16 protein-coding genes and 1 tRNA gene are annotated in these 17959 nt (G+C 30.6%); 1 reads left to right on the forward strand and 16 read right to left on the reverse strand.

What is annotated here, in order from left to right; all coding sequences use genetic code 11:
- Positions 1 to 87: 87 nt before the first annotated feature.
- The 9 genes from DYA59_RS06525 to nagA form a co-directional block, all read right to left on the reverse strand.
- On the reverse strand, positions 88 to 696 hold the full coding sequence (locus DYA59_RS06525) for a copper homeostasis protein CutC (RefSeq protein ID WP_115271512.1): 609 nt from the start codon (positions 694 to 696) through the stop codon (positions 88 to 90).
- Positions 697 to 709: 13 nt separating this feature from the next.
- The gene (locus tag DYA59_RS06530) at positions 710 to 1372 is read right to left on the reverse strand and encodes a methyltransferase domain-containing protein (RefSeq protein ID WP_115270552.1); all 663 of its coding nucleotides are present in this window, start codon (positions 1370 to 1372) and stop codon (positions 710 to 712) included.
- Positions 1369 to 1977, reverse strand: a complete 609-nt coding sequence (locus DYA59_RS06535; RefSeq protein WP_115270554.1) for a pimeloyl-ACP methyl esterase BioG family protein — start codon at positions 1975 to 1977, stop codon at positions 1369 to 1371. The genes DYA59_RS06530 and DYA59_RS06535 overlap by 4 nt, the downstream gene beginning before the upstream one ends.
- Entirely contained in the window at positions 1955 to 3073 is a 1119-nt protein-coding gene (locus DYA59_RS06540) for an aminotransferase class I/II-fold pyridoxal phosphate-dependent enzyme (RefSeq protein ID WP_115270556.1), read from the reverse strand. The genes DYA59_RS06535 and DYA59_RS06540 overlap by 23 nt, the downstream gene beginning before the upstream one ends.
- 20 nt (positions 3074 to 3093) lie before the next feature.
- The gene (bioA, locus tag DYA59_RS06545; protein WP_115270558.1) at positions 3094 to 4464 is read right to left on the reverse strand and encodes an adenosylmethionine--8-amino-7-oxononanoate transaminase; all 1371 of its coding nucleotides are present in this window, start codon (positions 4462 to 4464) and stop codon (positions 3094 to 3096) included.
- On the reverse strand, positions 4465 to 5151 hold the full coding sequence (gene bioD / locus DYA59_RS06550) for a dethiobiotin synthase (protein ID WP_115270560.1): 687 nt from the start codon (positions 5149 to 5151) through the stop codon (positions 4465 to 4467).
- Positions 5138 to 6124, reverse strand: a complete 987-nt coding sequence (bioB, locus tag DYA59_RS06555; RefSeq protein ID WP_115270562.1) for a biotin synthase BioB — start codon at positions 6122 to 6124, stop codon at positions 5138 to 5140. Before bioB ends, bioD begins: the two co-directional genes overlap by 14 nt.
- A 63-nt stretch (positions 6125 to 6187) precedes the next feature.
- Positions 6188 to 6276 (reverse strand) — tRNA-Leu (locus DYA59_RS06560).
- 57 nt (positions 6277 to 6333) lie between these two features.
- On the reverse strand, positions 6334 to 7479 hold the full coding sequence (gene nagA / locus DYA59_RS06565) for an N-acetylglucosamine-6-phosphate deacetylase (RefSeq protein WP_115270564.1): 1146 nt from the start codon (positions 7477 to 7479) through the stop codon (positions 6334 to 6336).
- Between the two features lie 179 nt (positions 7480 to 7658).
- Between nagA and galE the strand changes: the two genes are divergently transcribed.
- Positions 7659 to 8636 carry a UDP-glucose 4-epimerase GalE gene (galE, locus tag DYA59_RS06570; protein ID WP_115270566.1) on the forward strand — a complete coding sequence of 326 codons (978 nt, stop codon included), beginning with the start codon at positions 7659 to 7661 and terminating at the stop codon, positions 8634 to 8636.
- A gap of 27 nt (positions 8637 to 8663) precedes the next feature.
- Here galE and gmhA read toward each other — a convergent pair whose 3' ends face one another.
- The 7 genes from gmhA to clpX all read right to left on the reverse strand — a co-directional run bounded on the left by gmhA (position 8664) and on the right by clpX (position 17952).
- Positions 8664 to 9239 carry a D-sedoheptulose 7-phosphate isomerase gene (gmhA, locus tag DYA59_RS06575; RefSeq protein WP_005886481.1) on the reverse strand — a complete coding sequence of 192 codons (576 nt, stop codon included), beginning with the start codon at positions 9237 to 9239 and terminating at the stop codon, positions 8664 to 8666.
- Positions 9240 to 9248: 9 nt separating this feature from the next.
- Complete coding sequence (locus tag DYA59_RS06580; RefSeq protein WP_115271514.1) at positions 9249 to 10121, reverse strand: LysR family transcriptional regulator; 873 nt, start codon at positions 10119 to 10121, stop codon at positions 9249 to 9251.
- Between the two features lie 132 nt (positions 10122 to 10253).
- The gene (locus DYA59_RS06585) at positions 10254 to 11036 is read right to left on the reverse strand and encodes a Cof-type HAD-IIB family hydrolase (protein WP_115270568.1); all 783 of its coding nucleotides are present in this window, start codon (positions 11034 to 11036) and stop codon (positions 10254 to 10256) included.
- A 72-nt stretch (positions 11037 to 11108) separates the two neighbouring features.
- On the reverse strand, positions 11109 to 13769 hold the full coding sequence (locus tag DYA59_RS06590; RefSeq protein WP_115270570.1) for a valine--tRNA ligase: 2661 nt from the start codon (positions 13767 to 13769) through the stop codon (positions 11109 to 11111).
- The gene (yihA, locus tag DYA59_RS06595; RefSeq protein ID WP_115270572.1) at positions 13770 to 14375 is read right to left on the reverse strand and encodes a ribosome biogenesis GTP-binding protein YihA/YsxC; all 606 of its coding nucleotides are present in this window, start codon (positions 14373 to 14375) and stop codon (positions 13770 to 13772) included.
- A 15-nt stretch (positions 14376 to 14390) separates the two neighbouring features.
- Positions 14391 to 16697 carry an endopeptidase La gene (gene lon, locus DYA59_RS06600; RefSeq protein WP_115270574.1) on the reverse strand — a complete coding sequence of 769 codons (2307 nt, stop codon included), beginning with the start codon at positions 16695 to 16697 and terminating at the stop codon, positions 14391 to 14393.
- Positions 16698 to 16719: 22 nt separating this feature from the next.
- Entirely contained in the window at positions 16720 to 17952 is a 1233-nt protein-coding gene (clpX, locus tag DYA59_RS06605; protein WP_115270576.1) for an ATP-dependent Clp protease ATP-binding subunit ClpX, read from the reverse strand.
- Positions 17953 to 17959 lie beyond the last annotated feature (7 nt).

Here is a 17959-nt window from a genome sequence, read left to right on the forward strand (position 1 = left end):
ATTATTATAACTATATAAAATCTTTCCCCAAGATGTTTTATATAGTTAGAAAAAGGGCTTGGTTATCTTAAGCCCTTTTTCTATACACTAAATAATTTTTTTCCCATGATATTCTTTAGCTAGAATAAGTTTCGATATCTCATCTAAATTATCCTTAGTAACTTTTCCAGCTACTATTATAATTATATCTTCTCCAGCTTCTTTTATCATCTCTTTCAAAATCTCTTGTCCCTCTAATGCCGTTTCCTTTGTTCCAGAAGTAAGTATTCTATTCACTCCTAAGTTTGCTAATTTTTTTACTTCTGCCACAGGATTTTCTAACTCATCTATTGCTTTATGAAAAGTTATAGACATAGGTTTAGCTAAATCTATCATCTCTTTGATAGCATCATAATTGATAGTATTATCTCTATTTAGTGCTCCTATTACTACTCCCTCTACTCCTAACTCTTTACAAAGCTTAATATCCTCTTTCATAATCTCTATCTCCTCAGGAGTATAGTAAAAATCTCCTCCTCTTGGTCTAATAATTACAAAAGCTGGTATATTCAATTTTTCAACTACCATTTTTATTGTTCCATAAGATGGAGTAGTTCCCCCTTCAGCTAAATTATCACAAAGCTCTATTCTCTCTGCTCCTAATTCTTGAGCTTCAAGAGCCTCTAAAAAACTTCCTATACATTTTTCTCTTATCATAAAATCCTCTCCTCTATTTTTTACAATAAAAATATCCAACTCTATATGTCAAGCTCTTGCTCTCATAATTTCTAACCTTGCTTATAGAGCTCTTTTCAAATCCTGTAACTCCTGTATTTTTTAGATATCTTAGAGCTTCTATTGATGAGGAAAACTCTAATTCAATAGTCTCCTCTTTCCATTTTACTTTAGAAAAAAGACTTGTTAAAATCTCTATAATATTATCAAGTGTGAGATATTTTAGTGAAATATCAAAATGTTGTTTTATTTCTTCTAAATTTCCTTCTATATACATTGAAAATCCCAACTCATTTGTAGAATGTGCTATTTTTTCTATACTCTTTGAAAAATTTTTCAACCATTGGAAAACAGAGCTAGAAACTGTTGTATCCGTCTTAGGTATATCTATCTCCTCTATATTTCCCAATATAAACTCATCATATCTTACATTTTTTAAATATTTTTCTACATCATATATATCGTTTAATATAACTTTCTTAGGAGAAAACTTTTTTATAAATCTCTTAGTAAAAAGCCCTGTTCCACATCCTATCTCAAAAACATCTCTCTCCTTAGATACTCCCATTTCATCTAAAAACTCCACTAGAGTATCTGCTACTGATTTTTGAATGTGAGCATTCTCATCATATGTATCAAATTTTTTTTCAAAATTCATATTACTTCACTCCAAGCTTTTATAAACTCAAAGGGATAGTGCCCCATATCTAATTCTCTGTATTTTATTCCACTCTCTTCACAATATTTTTTTTGCCTTGAGGCAGGAACAATTTTATCTCTTATTCCTATTATTATCTCAGTAAAAATATTTTCAAGAGCTCTATAACCATTTTTAAAGTATTCCAATTCCTCTAATATCTTTTTAAACTCTTTTTTAGGATTTTTAAACTCTTCACTTATTTCCATATTTTTATAAAATTTGATTAAAGACTCTGGAGTTAATGTAGAAAGAGTAAACTCAAAAATCTTTGGTGTTATTCCAAATTTACCTATTATCTCTCCATTTCCGTTGATAGCAACTATCTTTTTAACCTTTGAAAAATTTTTAATTTCTCTATTTGCTAGCACCCATTTAGTTAGATAATAACTCCCAAAGGACCAACCTACTAAAAATATATCCTCATATTCACTAAAATACTCCTCTAAATTATCTAATTTATATGGAAAATTTATGACTTTTATCTCTGTATCTTTTGGCAACTCCACTTTCTCTATTACACTGCTGTCCATTCCCCAACCATTAAAAAATAGTATCAATCTCATACTTTAACTCCTCTACAAATTTTTCTATCTCTTCAAAAGTAATATATGGATTTAATCCTATTCTAAATCTTGCTGTTCCCTTAGGTACTGTTGGCTCCTTCACAGGATATAAAAGATACCCTCTCTCTTTCATATTCTGACTTATCTTTCCAATTCTTTCGTTATCTCCTATAATTATACTTATTATATGAGTAGTAGATGTAGTCTCTATTCCTCTTTCTTTTAACAATTTTAAAGTATGATTTTTTAAAAGTTCTAATTTCACTCTTCTCTCATCAAACTCTTCCATTTTACCTAGAATAAAAAGATTCCAAGAACTATTTACTGGAGGTAGTGCAGTTGAAAATATAAACTTTCTACTTTTATTTATTATATAGTTTTTAAGATATCCCTCACAAATTACCATAGCTCCCATAGAACCTCCACCTTTTCCAAGAGGAATTACTAAAAAATCTATCTCACTGACAAGCTTTAAGTTATAAGCTATACCATAACCATAAACTCCATAGGAATGAGCCTCATCTAACATTAAAGAAAAATTGTATTTTCTTTTTAATTCCACTAATTTTTCAATATCAGCTATATCTCCATCCATACTATAAACGCTTTCAGAAATAACTAAAATATCTTCATATCTATCTGAATATTTTTGTAAAAGTTTCTCTAATCCCACCATATCCAAATGCTTATATCTTAAAAATTCAGCTCCACTATTGACTATTCCATCATATATACTAGCATGATTTAACCTATCTGTAAGTATTAAAGTATTTTTATCACAAAAAGTTTCTATAAGAGATGAATTAGCATCAAAACCAGAATTAAACATTATACAAGGTTTACCATATATCTCTTTTGCTCTTTTTTCAAGCTCCATTATCTCACTATATGAACCATCTATAAGTCTTGATGAGCTTGAAGAAAGTTTAGGTCTATACCCTTTATAAAACTCCTCTTTAAGAGTTACATCATTGGCTATTCCTAAATAATCATTAGATGATAGATTTAAAAGTTTTTCATCCTGCTCTCTCAATACTCTATAATTTTTTATCTCCTGTAATTTTTCTAATTCCTCTAATATTTTCTCTTTTTTCATAAGTCTCCCCTGAAAATTTTTTATTTATCTTTATTTCTTCTATCTATATACTCATCTATAGACTCTTTACAAATCTCTAGCATCTTATCTATCTCTTCTTTTGTAATTATATATGGCGGCATAAAATAGATTACATTTCCTAATGGTCTAAGTAGTGCTCCCTTTTTTAAAGCTATCTTGTAGATTTCATAACCTGCTCTCTCTTCACTTGGAAAAAGCTCCTTATTATCTCTATCTTTTACAAACTCAAGAGCTCCTATCATTCCTATCTGCCTATATTCTCCTATGTATGGATGTCCTTCAAATACCTCTTGAGCTTTTTTTCTAAGATACTCTCCCTTTTCTTCTATCATCTCTAAGATATTTTCCTCTCTAAATATTCTCAATACCTCTAAAGCTATTCTACATCCTATTGGGTTTCCAGAGTATGTATGAGAGTGTAGAAAAGATTTTCCTTCAAGATAGTCAGCGTAAAAACTATCATATATCTCTTGAGTAATTCCTATTATTGCCATTGGATAGTATCCAGCTGTAAGTCCCTTAGACATACACATAATATCTGGACTCACTCCAGCGTGTTCCATAGCAAACATCTTTCCTGTTCTGCCAAATCCAACAGCTATCTCATCTGCTATTAAATGGATACCATATTTTTTAGTAATCTCTCTCAACTTTTTTATATATATGGGAGAATAGATTTTCATTCCTGCTGCTCCTTGTACCACTGGCTCTATTATTACAGCAGCTATCTCACCTCTATTTTCCTCTATTAATTTTTCCATTCTTTCAAAGCACTGAGCTTCACAAGTAGAATAATTCTTTCCATATGGACATCTAAAGCACTCTGGTTTATCAGCTTTTAATCCCTCTTTTATAAGAGGTCTATATGTTTTAGTAAATATATCTACATCTCCTACTCCTAGTGCTCCTACTGTTTCTCCATGATAAGCATTACTTAGAGATATAAATTTTGTTCTTTTAGGATTTCCACTTTGTTGATGATATTGAAAACTAAGTTTCAAAGCCATCTCTATACTAGATGAACCATTATCAGCAAAAAGAAATTTTTCTATCCCTTTTGGTACTACCTTTATTAACTCTTCAGCTAACTCTATCGCTGCTTCATGGGAAAAATTGACAAATAGTACATGCTCTAATTTATCTATTTGCTCCTTTATTACTCTATTAATTCTAGGATTACAGTGCCCAAAAAGATTTACCCACCAGCTTCCTACACAATCCATATATCTATTTCCAAACTCATCTTCTAAATATAATCCTTCAGCTTTTTTTATAATCATTGGTGGTAATTTCTCATAATCTTTCATCTGTGAACATGGGTGAAAGATATATTTTAAATCTTTTTCTTGTAAGCTGCTTAATTTACTCATCTATTTTACCTCTATTCCTAAAAATTTTTCTAACTCTTTCTCTGGTATAGTTCTTTCTCCCTCTCTTATAATTAGACTATTTTTTATTCCACTTAGTTTTAAAACTATATCTATATTATCCTTTTCAAAATAATCTCTTTCAAAGTCATTAGTTACCTTATTAAAAACCAATCCTTGTATCTCTATTTCTAGCTTTTTCAACATCTCTATTGTAAGCATAGAGTGATTAATAGCTCCCACTCTACTACTACATACTAATATTACAGGTAATTCCATTTTTTTTATCAAATCAAAGATATAGAATTTATCTCTAATAAGGGGAACATATAGTCCTCCAGCTCCCTCTACTACCATATACTTATATCTCGCTTTTAAATTTTCCCAATCTTTCATTATATTTTCTATATCTATCTCTGTATTCTCTAATTCACTAGCTAAATGTGGTGATACTTCTGCTTCTAAAGTATAAGTTACCATCTTGTCATCATACTCTACTTCTGCCATAGAACATACAAAATCTACATCTGGTGCTACTAATTTTCCATCTTTTCTTGTACAACCACTCTGTACTGGCTTATAGTATCCTCCATCTCTATCCTTTATTCCTTTGTATAGTAGTGAGCTCACATAGGTTTTTCCTATTCCTGTATCTGTTCCTATTACAAAAAATCCCTTATTTAATTTCATATCCATTTCTCCTTACCATAGCCTTATCGCTCTCTATAGTAGTTCCAGTAGTTGTTAAAAAGTTTCCTGTAAGAGCAGAATTAATTCCAGACTTTATTCCTTTTTCTTGTAATTCTCCAAGTTTTATTCTTCCACCAGCGTATCTTAAATATGCCTCTGGTAAAATAAATCTATATATAGCTATCATTTTTAGAATCTCTCTTGGCTCTAATGGTTTATTATTTTCTAAAGGAGTCCCAGGTATTGGCATTAAAATATTAATAGGTATAGAGAATACTCCTAACTTTTGCAGCTCAAAAGCCATTTTTATTCTATCCTCTTCACTTTCTCCAAGCCCCCATATTCCTCCACTACATACTTGTAATCCTACTTCTTGAGCTAGTTTTATAGTTTTTATTCTCTCATCATAAGTATGAGTAGTACAGATATTTCCATAAAACTCTCTTGAACTTTCTAAATTATGATGATAAGTCTTTACTCCAGCTTTAAAAAGTTTTTCTAAAGCTTTTTTATCTGATATTCCATGAGAAGCACAAAGAGAAAGATTTGTATTTTCTTTTAAATAGTTATATATTTCTGCTAATCTATCACTCTCTTCACTATCTCCATTAAGACCTCTTCCACTTGTTACCAAAGAGTATCTATTAGCTCCCTCTATCTCTACTTTTTTAGCTTCATCTAAAGCTTTTTCTTTAGATATTAGAGGATATACTTCTACTCCTGTTTTAAAATGAGCTGATTGAGCACAATATTTACAATCTTCACTACACTTTCCAGATTTAGCATTAGTTATTGTACATAAGTCAAAAATGTTCCCACAAAATTTTTCTCTTATTTCATCTGCTGAGTTACATAACTCCTCAAATATATTTTTTTCATCAACAGAGATCGAGCATAATCTTTTAGCATCTTCAAAAGTTATTCTCTCTTTCTTCAATACTTTATTTTTTAATTTTTTTATAAAATCCTTCATATTTCCTCCTTTATTTTCTTATAAAAAAAAGCACACCTATTCAGATGTGCTCAGTCTCAAAAGTGGTGCCTAGAGCCGGAATCGAACCGGCACGGTAACTAAATACCACAGGATTTTAAGTCCTGTGCGTCTACCTGTTCCGCCATCCAGGCAAAATACTTACTACAACAGGAGTATTCTACTATATTTTTCTTCTTTTGTCAATAATATTATATTTGATATTTAATTTTTCCTTTAACTATTGTCATATTAACTGAATAATCTGAATTTAATACTACTATGTCAGCATCTTTTTCCTCTTGTAAAATACCGGCATTCAATCCAAATTCTTTTGCTGCATTTGTACTTGTCATTTTTACAGCATCAAAAATACTATATCCTAACTCTATTACATGTTTAAATGCCTTATCTAAAGTAAGTACGCTTCCAGCAAGAGAGTCATTACTTACAAGTCTAGCTTGTCCATCTTTTACATATACATCTAATTCTCCAAGTTTATAGTTTCCAGCAGGTAATCCAGTAGCACACATAGCATCTGTTATACAAACTACTTTGTCCACTCCTTTAGCTTTTATTAATAATCTTACAGCTTCTGGATGAACATGAATTTTATCAAAAATTATCTCTGCGTTAATATTATCATTTACCATTACAGCTCCAGCTACCCCTGGTTCTCTATGTGTAAATCCTTTCATTCCATTGAAAGTATGAGTTGCATGACTTATTCCAGCTTTCACAGCACTTTGCACCTCTTCAAAAGATATTCCAGAGTGTCCCACTGAAACTACTACCCCATTTTCTTTTAGATATTTTATAGATTCTAGTGCTCCCTCACCTTTAGCAGCCATAGAGAATAGTTTTACTAGTCCAGGTTTAATACTTAAATATTCTTCTATCTCTTCAACTCCAGCAGGTGTTATATATTTATCGTTTTGAGCCCCCTTATATTGAACATCAAAATATGGTCCCTCCATATGTGCTCCAAATATAGTTGCTCCTTCTATATCTTCATTTTGTAATTTTCCTATTTTTTCTAATACCTCTTTTAAAGTCTCTTTAGAACTTGTAAGTGTTGTAGCTAAGAAATTAGTTGTTCCATGTTTTACTATATATTTTGAAATAGTTCTAAGAGCCTCTTCTGTATTATCCATAGCATCTGCTCCCCCAGCTCCATGAATATGCACATCTATAAATCCAGGTACAACATATTTGCCCTGAAGATCAATTCCATCTTTTTCACTTATCACTGTCCCTTCATATATTTTCTTTATTTTTCCATCATTTAATACAATTGCTCCATTAATTATTCTATCTGTCAAAACTATTTTAGCATTCTTCAAAATTATTTTTTCCATAAAACCCTCCCTAAATTTATGAAATAAAAATTCATAGTTAATATTCTTTTATAATATTTTATTACAATTTTAAAATTTTCTCAACATATTTTTTATTTTATACTAATAGAACATATATTTAAAAATATTAATATTTTATGTTATAATTATAGTAATAAAAATTCATTGGAGGTAAATACATGAAAAATATATTGGTTACTGGTGGAGCTGGATATATAGGAAGTCATGCTGTAGCTGAACTTTTAGATTCTGGATATAATGTTATAGTAATTGATTCATTAGAAAATGGATTTATAGAGTTAGTTGATAAAAGAGCCAAATTTTATCAAGGAAATGTTCAAGATAGTAATATTATGGATAAAATATTTGATGAAAATAAAATCGATGCTGTTATGCATTTTGCTGGTTATATAAAGGTTCCAGAAAGTGTAGTTGAGCCAAATAAATATTATTTTAATAATACTTATACAGTAATGTGTCTTATTGAATCTATGAGAAAACATGGAGTTAAAAATATTGTGTTCTCTTCTACTGCTGCTGTTTATGGAGACGTAAAAGAGCCTGAACCTGTAGAAGAAACTCACTCTACTCTCCCAATTAATCCATATGGTATGAGTAAACTTATGTCTGAAAAAATAATTATGGATTGTGCTAAAGCTTATGGATTAAATTACTCTATTTTTAGATACTTCAATGTAGGTGGAGCTCATGAAAAACATAATATAGGACAAAAGGGAGAGGGAATCACTGCCCTTATTCCTCTTATTTTAAAAGCGGCTAAAGGGGATATTCCAAAATTATCTATCTATGGAAATGATTTTGATACTAAAGATGGAACTGGTATAAGAGATTATATTCATGTAGTAGATTTAGTAAGAGCTCATATCCTTTCATTAAATAAATTAGCCGAAAATAAAAGTAATATATATAACTTAGGAAATGGAAATGGTTTTTCTGTACTTGAAATGTTAAATGCTGCTAAAGAGGTTACTAAAATAGATATTCCAGCAGAGATAACTGGTAGAAGAGCTGGAGACCCTCCTTGTGTTATAGCTTCTAGTAAAAAAGCTGTAGCTGAACTTAATTGGAAACCAGTTTACACTGATGTAAAAGATATTATTAGAACTGCTTGGGAATGGAATTTAAGAAATAAGTAATATAAAATGGAGGCTAAGCCTCCATTTTTAATAGTTCTCTGGGAACATTATTCTCTCTACACCTTCTATAATAATATGAAGTATCATCATATGTATCTCTTGAATTCTATCTGAAGTTTTTCCAGGAATTATAAACTCATAGTCACACATTCCCTTAAGTTTTCCACCATCTTTTCCTAATAGGACGCAAGTTTTCATTCCAAGTTTTTTAGCAGCTTCTACTGCCTTTATAACATTTGGTGAGTTTCCACTTGTAGAGATACCAAAAAACATATCTCCCTCTTTTCCATAGGCTTCTACTCCTCTAGAAAAAATATAGTCAAATCCATAGTCATTTCCTACACAAGTTATATGTGATGAATCTGAAATAGCTATAGCAGGTAATGCCTTTCTATCTCCTCTAAATCTTCCTGTAAACTCCTCAGCAAAATGTAGAGCATCACAATTACTTCCACCGTTTCCACAAATCAAAACTTTATTTCCCTTTGTAAAAACATCAGCTAACTCTTTTGCTACTTTTTCTGTTTCCCTTCTCTCTTCTTCCTCTTTTATAAAATTTTCTAAAAGAGCAAGTTCTATTTTATACGATTCTAATAAATTCATAAACACCTCCTAGTATTGAATTTTATAGTCTTGTATAAAGTTAATAAATTTAATTATTTGAATTAAACTTTTCTTATCTTTTGTGATAACTACTTGGTATCCATCTTTTACATCACTGACTTTATATATTATCTTAAACTCTCCCTTTTCAATCTCTTTATGTACAGAATAATAAGGTAAAATAACATTTCCTATCTCTTCTCTTACCATTCCCTTTATTATCTCTAAACTCCCATTTACATTTATTTTACTATTAAATGTAACTTTATATTTATCTTCAATAGCCGCTATTGCTTCATTATTATTTGGAATATTTCTTCTTGTAATAAGTGGATCTTGTGCTACACTTTCCATATTATGATACTCTTTTGTACTTATTAAGACATAAGGCATCTTTTCTATTGTTATAATCTCTAAATTAGGATCATTTATATGCTCTTCATCTATAATTAAAATATCTAGATCTCCCTCTTTCAAAAGTTTTAATAACCAATTCTTATCTCCTATAGTTAACTCATACTCTATTTCTTCATGTACTTTTGAAAATCCCTTCATCAATCTTGGAATAAGAGGCTCTCCTATTACGGAAGTGGCTCCTACTGAGATTTTTGCTCTATCTAAATCTATTATTCTTGATATTTCTTTCTCAGCCCTTTTCACTTTATCGAAAATATCTTCTGCCATCTTGTATAGAGCTTCTCCTGTATAAGTTAACTTTATCTTTTTCGAGCTTCTGTCAAACAGTTTTGCATTCAATATTTCTTCAAACTTTTTTACTTGAATAGATACCGCTGATTGATTTATATATAATTTACTTGCAGCCTTTGTAAAACTTTTCTCCTTAGCTACTTCATAAAATATTTTTAAATAATGTAAATCCAAAACCACCAACTCCCCTAGATTAAAAAATTGTATATAGTTAATATGATTATATCACATATTTTATCACAAATTTTTCCTAATGTATAATTTTTATTAAAACTTTATACTATTTTTTATAATTTCATTAATTTCTTATATTATATTAAAATACTTTAACGCCTTTATTACCCCATCATCATCTACCGAGGTAGTCACATAATCAGCTATTTTTTTTACATCTTCATTAGCATTTCCCATAGCAATACCTATCCCTGCTGCTATAAGCATTGTCTTATCATTTCCTCCATCACCAAAAGCCATTACCTCATCTTTTTTGTAACCATAATATTCTATTATTTTTTCAATAGCCACATGTTTTCCTCCACCAGCTGGTATTACATCTATAAAAGTAGGACTCCATCTTGTAGCTTCACAATTAGGCAAAACTTTCATAATTTCTTCTTCAAATTCCACAGGAACATATGGATTCAACTGAAATACTTTTCCCTCTTTTGCTCTTTCTATATCTTCAATTGGAGGTAAGGGAACATTTACACTTTTTAAAAGATTTACTACTACATCATCTATATAATTTATATAAGTATCTTTATCTTCCACAAAGGCACAAGGAAATTTATTTTCCTTCATAAATTCTAATAAAGATACTATATCTTCTTTACAGATACTATTTTCATATATAGTTTCTCCAGTCTTTGTAAAGCAATATTGTCCATTTAAAGTTACAAATCCATCAAAATCTATCTCACCTACATTATTTCCTACAGTCAAAATTGACGGATGTCTTCCTGTTGCCACAAATACCTTTATGCCTTTTGTTTGCAATATTTTTATAGCCTCTAACGTACTATTAGGAACTCTATGAGTTTTAAAACTAACTAATGTGCCATCTATATCAAAAAATACAGCCTTTATCATAATACCCTCCCATTTATTAAAAGAAAAAGGGCAGTTGCAACTTCATTGCAACAGTCCCTTTTATCTAACTCTCTACTGAAAGTTCTTCAAATTCTCAGTTAATTTATCCATTTTATCTTGATACTCTTTTTGAATTCTTCTTTCTCTTTCTAAAATATGAGCTGGAGCTTTAGAAGTAAATCTTTCATCAGCTAATTTAGCATTTACTTTATCTAAATCCTTTTGAACTTTTTCTATTTGCTCAGTTATCTTTTTAATCTCAGCTTCTACATTTAAAAGTCCTGTAAGTATCATATATACTTCTGAATTTCCAGTTACTCTAAATCCACTTTGCTCTGGCTTAGTTACATCTTTACCATAAGTCATTTCCTCTATCTTAGCTAACTTAGTAATAAATAGATAGTTGTCTTCTAAAGTTTTTAACTCATTTTCATCAGAAGTTTTTATAACTACTTTTACCTCTTTAGCTGGAGATATTCCCATTTCAGCTTTAATATTTCTTAGAGAAGAGATTACTCCTTGAATATATTTAAAAGAGTTTACTACTTCTGGTTTAATTTGAGCTTCATCTACAACTGGGAATTGAGATAACATTATAGTCTCTCCCTCTACTTTTATCTTTTGCCAAATCTCTTCAGTTATAAATGGCATGAATGGGTGTAGAAGTTTTAGTCCTGCTTCTAATACTGTCCATAATACATATTGAGCTGTTGTTTTAGATTTTTTTCCAGACTCTTCATTATTGTATAATCTTACTTTTGCAAGCTCTACATACCAGTCACAGAAATCTCCTCTTAAAAATTCATATACAGCTTTAGCAGCATCATCAAGTAGGAATTTATCAAGACAATCATGTACCTCTTTAGTAGTTTCATTTAATTTTGAGAATATCCACTCATCCACAAGTTCAAATCTTAACTCATCTTTATTTACAGATTTTACATAAAACCCTTCTAGGTTCATGATAACAAATCTAGCCACGTTCCAAATTTTATTTCCAAAGTTTCTTCCCATCTCTAAAAGTTTTTCAGAGAAGTGAACATCTTGTCCTTGAGAAGTGTTGTAAAGCATAGAGAATCTTATAGCATCTGCTCCATACTCTTCAATTAAATTTAATGGGTCTGGAGAATTTCCAAGAGATTTTGACATCTTTCTTCCTATCTCATCTCTTACGATTCCATGGAAGAATACATTTTTAAATGGTATCTCTTTCATTTCATATAATCCAAACATTATCATTCTAGCTACCCAGAAGAATATGATATCTGCTCCTGTAACTAGTGTTGAAGTTGGATAGAAAGTTTCTAATTCTTTAGTTTTTTCTGGCCAACCCATAGTTGAGAAAGGCCATAATGCAGATGAAAACCAAGTATCTAGTACATCTTCCTCTTGTACTAATTTTACATCTTTTCCATAGTGAGCTTTTGCTTGAACATACGCTTCCTCTTCTGTCATAGCTACAAACATATGGTTATCTGGTCCATACCAAGCTGGTATTCTATGTCCCCACCATAATTGTCTAGAGATACACCAATCTCTTATATTTTCTAGCCAGTTGAAATAAATTTTTTCCATTCTCTTAGGAATTATTTTTATTTCTCCATTTCTTACCACTTCAAGAGCTTTTTTAGCAAGTGGTTCCATTTTTACAAACCATTGTTTAGAAACTCTTGGCTCAACAACTGTTGAACATCTATAGCAGTGCCCTACATTATGCTTTAAACTTTCTACTTTTACAAGTACTCCATTCTCTTCTAACTCTTTAACTATTGCTTTTCTAGCTTCAAATCTATCCATTCCAGCATACCTAGGATAATCATCTACTACATTTCCCTCTGGAGTAAGCATATTTATAATAGGTAGATCATATTTTTTCCCTAAGTTAAAATCGTTAGGATCATGTGCTGGAGTTATTTTTAAAGCTCCTGTTCCAAATTCCATTTCAACATATTCATCAGCTATTACAGGAATCTCTCTTCCTACTAATGGAAGTATTAATTTTTTACCAACTAAGTGTTTATATCTTTCATCTTCAGGATGTACAGCTACAGCTACGTCAGCAAGCATAGTTTCTGGTCTTGATGTAGCTATTATAATATACTCATCTAAATCTTTTACTGGATATTTTAAGTGCCATAGATTTCCATCTTTTTCAGCATGGTCTACCTCGTCATCAGCTAGAGCTGTTCCACATCTAGGACACCAGTTTACCATATACTCTCCTTGATAGATTAATCCATCATTGTATAGGTCAACAAATATCTTTCTAACAGCTTTAGAAAGTCCTTCATCCATAGTAAATCTCTCTCTATCCCAATCAAGAGAAGCACCTATCTTTCTAAGTTGGTTAGTTATTATTCCACCATATTTTTCTTTCCATTTCCAAGTCTCTTCTAAAAATTTTTCTCTTCCTAAATCCTCTTTCTTTATTCCTTGCTCAGCTAACATTCTCTCAACTTTATTTTGAGTAGCTATACCAGCATGGTCACATCCAGGTACCCAAAGAGTATTTAGACCACACATTCTCTTATATCTTATTAATGTATCTTGTATAGAGTTATCTAGTATATGTCCCATATGAAGTATTCCTGTTATATTTGGAGGAGGTATAACTATTGAATAGCTCTCTTTTCCTTCTTCAATTTTACCAGCAAAATATTTAGAATCTTCCCATATCTTATACCATTTAGACTCTATTTCCTTAGGGGAATATGTCTTATTTAACTCTTCCATCTATGCCTCCTCTTTCATCTCCTTTTTTATTAAAAGGGAATCTATATAATTTAAAATATTCTCTTTTCCTGTATTATTAAGTGATGAGTGGAAAAATACATCGTCATCATAAAATTCAAGCTTTTTTTTTATATCTTTTAAACATTTAGATTTTTCATTATTAGATACTTTATCTATCTTAGTAAAGATTATTTTAAATGGTATATTATGATGATCTAACCAGACAAGCATCTCTATATCTTCTTCACTAGGTATTCTTCTTATATCTAGTAGTACAAATACAAGTTTTTTTCTTGTACTTGTTATATATCTTTCCATTGTTTTTCCCCATTCAGCCTTCATCTCTTTGGGTACCTTAGCAAATCCATATCCAGGTAAATCCACTATATAAAACTCATTATTTACTTTAAAATAATTTATAAGCTGTGTTCTTCCTGGAGTTTTACTCGTCTTTGCTAATTTTTTTCTTCCAGTAATACTATTTATAAGAGAAGATTTCCCAACATTAGAACGACCTACAAAGGCAAATTCCATATTATTGAGTTCAATTGGATAATCTTTCTCATATACTGCAGATTTTACAAATTCAGCTTGTTTTATCCTCATATTTTATCACTCTCACTATTTAGCAAAAACTAGCTTCTCTACATCTTCATAAGTAGTAGCAAAATGTATCTTCATCTCTTTTGCTATCTCTGCTGGAATTTCATCTTTATCAATTCTATTATCTTCTGGTAATATTACCTCTCTAATACCAGCTCTGTGAGCTCCTATAACCTTTTCCTTTACTCCACCAATAGCTAAAACTTCTCCTGTAATACTTATCTCTCCAGTCATAGCTATATCTTGTCTTATTTTTCTACCAGTAAGTACAGATATTATTGCAGAAGTTATAGTTATACCAGCAGATGGTCCATCTTTTGGTGTAGCTCCTTCTGGGAAGTGTAAGTGTATAGCTTTTTTCTCAAAGAAATCCTCTTGAAGAGGTTTATATTTATCTATATTAGCTTTTACAAAAGTATAAGCTACCTGTGCTGACTCCTTCATAACATTTCCTAGAGAACCTGTTAGAGATATCTCTCCTTTTCCTGGAATAGCTACTCCTTGTACTTCAAGAGTAACTCCTCCTACTGCTGTCCAAGCAAGTCCATTTACCACTCCTAATTTTGGAACTTTTTCTTTTTGTTTTTCTGGTCTAAACTTAGGTTTTCCTAAGTATTTCTCAAGAGTATTTGTTTTGATAACTATTTTTTTCTTTTTCTCTTCCACAACTTCTCTAGCTACTTTTCTACATAAAGTTATTATCTCCCTTTTTAAATTTCTAACTCCTGCCTCTCTAGTATATTCATCTATAATTTTTAAAATTACATTGTCAGATAAAGAAAGTTCAATATCTTTAAGTCCATTCTCCTCTTTAGCTTGCTTTATTAAATATTTTTTAGCTATATGTAGTTTTTCAAATTCTGTATAAGAAGAGATATTTACTATCTCCATTCTGTCTCTTAAAGGAGCTGATATAGTTCTTAAATCATTTGCCGTTGCTACAAAGAACACTTTTGATAAATCAAAAGGCATATCTATATAGTGGTCTTCAAAATGGCTATTTTGTTCTGGATCTAATACCTCAAGCATAGCAGAAGCTGGATCTCCTTTATAATCATTAGACATTTTATCAATCTCATCAAGTAAAATAACTGGATTTTTAGTTCCTGCTTCTTTTATAGCTTTTATAAGTTTTCCAGGCATAGATCCTATATAAGTTCTTCTATGACCTCTTATTTCAGCTTCATCTCTTACCCCACCAAGTGATACTCTTACAAATTTTCTTCCCATAGCATCTGCTATTGATTTTACAAGAGATGTTTTCCCTATTCCAGGAGGTCCAGCAAAGCAAAGAATACTTCCCTTCATATTAGGATTTAATTTTTTCACAGCTAAAAAGTCTAAAACTTTACTTTTAGCATCTTTTAGCCCATAATGATCTCTTTCTAGAATTTCATTAGCCTTTTTTAAATCTACTATATCTTTTGTTACTTTTTCCCATGGTAATTCTATAACTGTTTCAATATAATTTCTAGAAACAGTTGCTTCAGCAGAAAAAGGTGGCATCTTAGATAGTTTTTTCATCTCACTATCTATTTTTGCTTTTACATCCTTAGGAAGTTTTACTTTTTTTACCTTCTCTACCAACTCAAGCATATCATCATCTTGTGAATAATCTCCAAGCTCCTCTTTCATAGCATTTATTTTTTCTTTTATAAAGTAATTTTTTTGCGCTTCATTCATCTTCGCTTTTACTTTATCATCTATTTTTTTCTCTAAAGAAACTATTTCCATCTCTGAAGCTAAAAGCTCTAATATTTTTATTCCTCTTTCAGTAACATCTAAAACTTCTAATAACTCCTGTTTCTTGTCACTTTTTAGTGGAAGATTAGCTGCTATTATGTCCAAAGCATTATTTATATTTTTTATTCCCTTAAGATTTACTAAAAGCTCTGAAGATACTTTTCCAGTAAGTGCTACATACTTTTCAAATATTCCTAAAACTTTTCTATAAACAGCTTCAGCTTCTTTTGTATTTCCTTTTGTAGATTTTAATAAATTATATTCAGCTTTATATATTTCATCTATTACCTCAGTTACGCCTATCTCTACTCTATCTTCAGCTTCTACTAACACTTTTATATTATTGTTTGGCATTTTTACTATTTGCAAAACATTTGCTACAACGCCTATTTTATGCATATCCTTTTCTAAATCTGGTTCCTCTTTAGCAGCATCTTTTTGCATACACAAAATTAGTTTTCCTTTACTATTTACCGCTGCTTCAAGAGTATTTATACTTTTCAATCTACCTACATAAAGAGGGGTCACTATCCCTGGGAATATGACTAAATCCCTAGTAGGTAAAAAATATGTCTTACTCATCAGTCGTCCCTCCATCTATATTTTATTCTATGATAGCTTTACTAGAATCAAGAACAGCTTCTTCTCCTATTATCACTTTATGTATTTTCTTATTTGATGGTACTTCATACATAAGTTCTAACATAGTTTGCTCTATTATAGCTCTAAGAGCTCTAGCACCTATTCTTCTTTCTAATGCTAATTTAGCTATCTTTATCAATGCTTCAGAGGTAAAGTTTAACTCTACTCCTTCTATTTCAAACAATTTTTTATATTGTTTTACTATCGCATTTTTTGGCTCTGTTAAAATTTTAATTAAAGCCTCTTCATCTAAATCTTGAAGTGTAGTTATAATAGGGAGTCTTCCAACTAGCTCTGGTATTATTCCTTGCTTTACTAAATCTTCTGGTAAAACTTTTGCAAATACTTCTCCTATTCTTTCTTCTTTTTCTTTAGATATATCTGCTCCAAAACCAATAACTTTTTTATTGGTTCTAGACTTAATAACTTTTTCAAGTCCTTCAAATGCTCCTCCTACTATAAATAGGATATTGCTTGTATCTATCTCTATAAGCTCTTGGTTAGGATGTTTTCTTCCACCTTGAGGAGGAACTTGTGATTTAGTCCCCTCTATTATTTTTAATAGAGCTTGTTGAACTCCCTCTCCAGAAACATCTCTTGTTATAGATACATTTTCAGATTTTCTAGCTATCTTATCTATTTCATCTATATATATGATTCCTTTTTCTGCAGCTTCAACATCATATTCTGCTGCTTGTAAAAGTCTTACTAATACATTTTCTACGTCGTCTCCTACATATCCAGCTTCTGTTAATGTTGTAGCATCAGCTATTGCAAAAGGAACCTTTAAACTTCTTGCTAAAGTTTGTGCAAGAAGAGTTTTTCCAGAACCAGTTGGTCCTATCAATAATACATTTGATTTCTGCAATTCTACACTATTTTCTTCATTTCTTTCTGCATTATCTAAAATTCTTTTATAATGATTATAAACAGCTACAGCAAGAATTTTTTTTGTCTCATCCTGTCCTATTACATATTCATCTAATTTCTTTTTTATCTCCTTTGGTGTAAGCAAAGTTTCTTTTGATAACTCAGCTGGTAAAGCACTCTTTGTATGCTCCTTTGATAATTCTAATATATCATAACAACTTTCTATACATTTATCACATATAAGTGCTCCATCTATTCCACTAAACAGTTTTGAAACTTCATTTTCACCACTTCCGCAGAAAGAACATCTAGCTCTTTTACTCATATTTCCT

This window comes from Fusobacterium necrogenes (assembly GCF_900450765.1).
GTDB lineage: Bacteria > Fusobacteriota > Fusobacteriia > Fusobacteriales > Fusobacteriaceae > Fusobacterium_A > Fusobacterium_A necrogenes.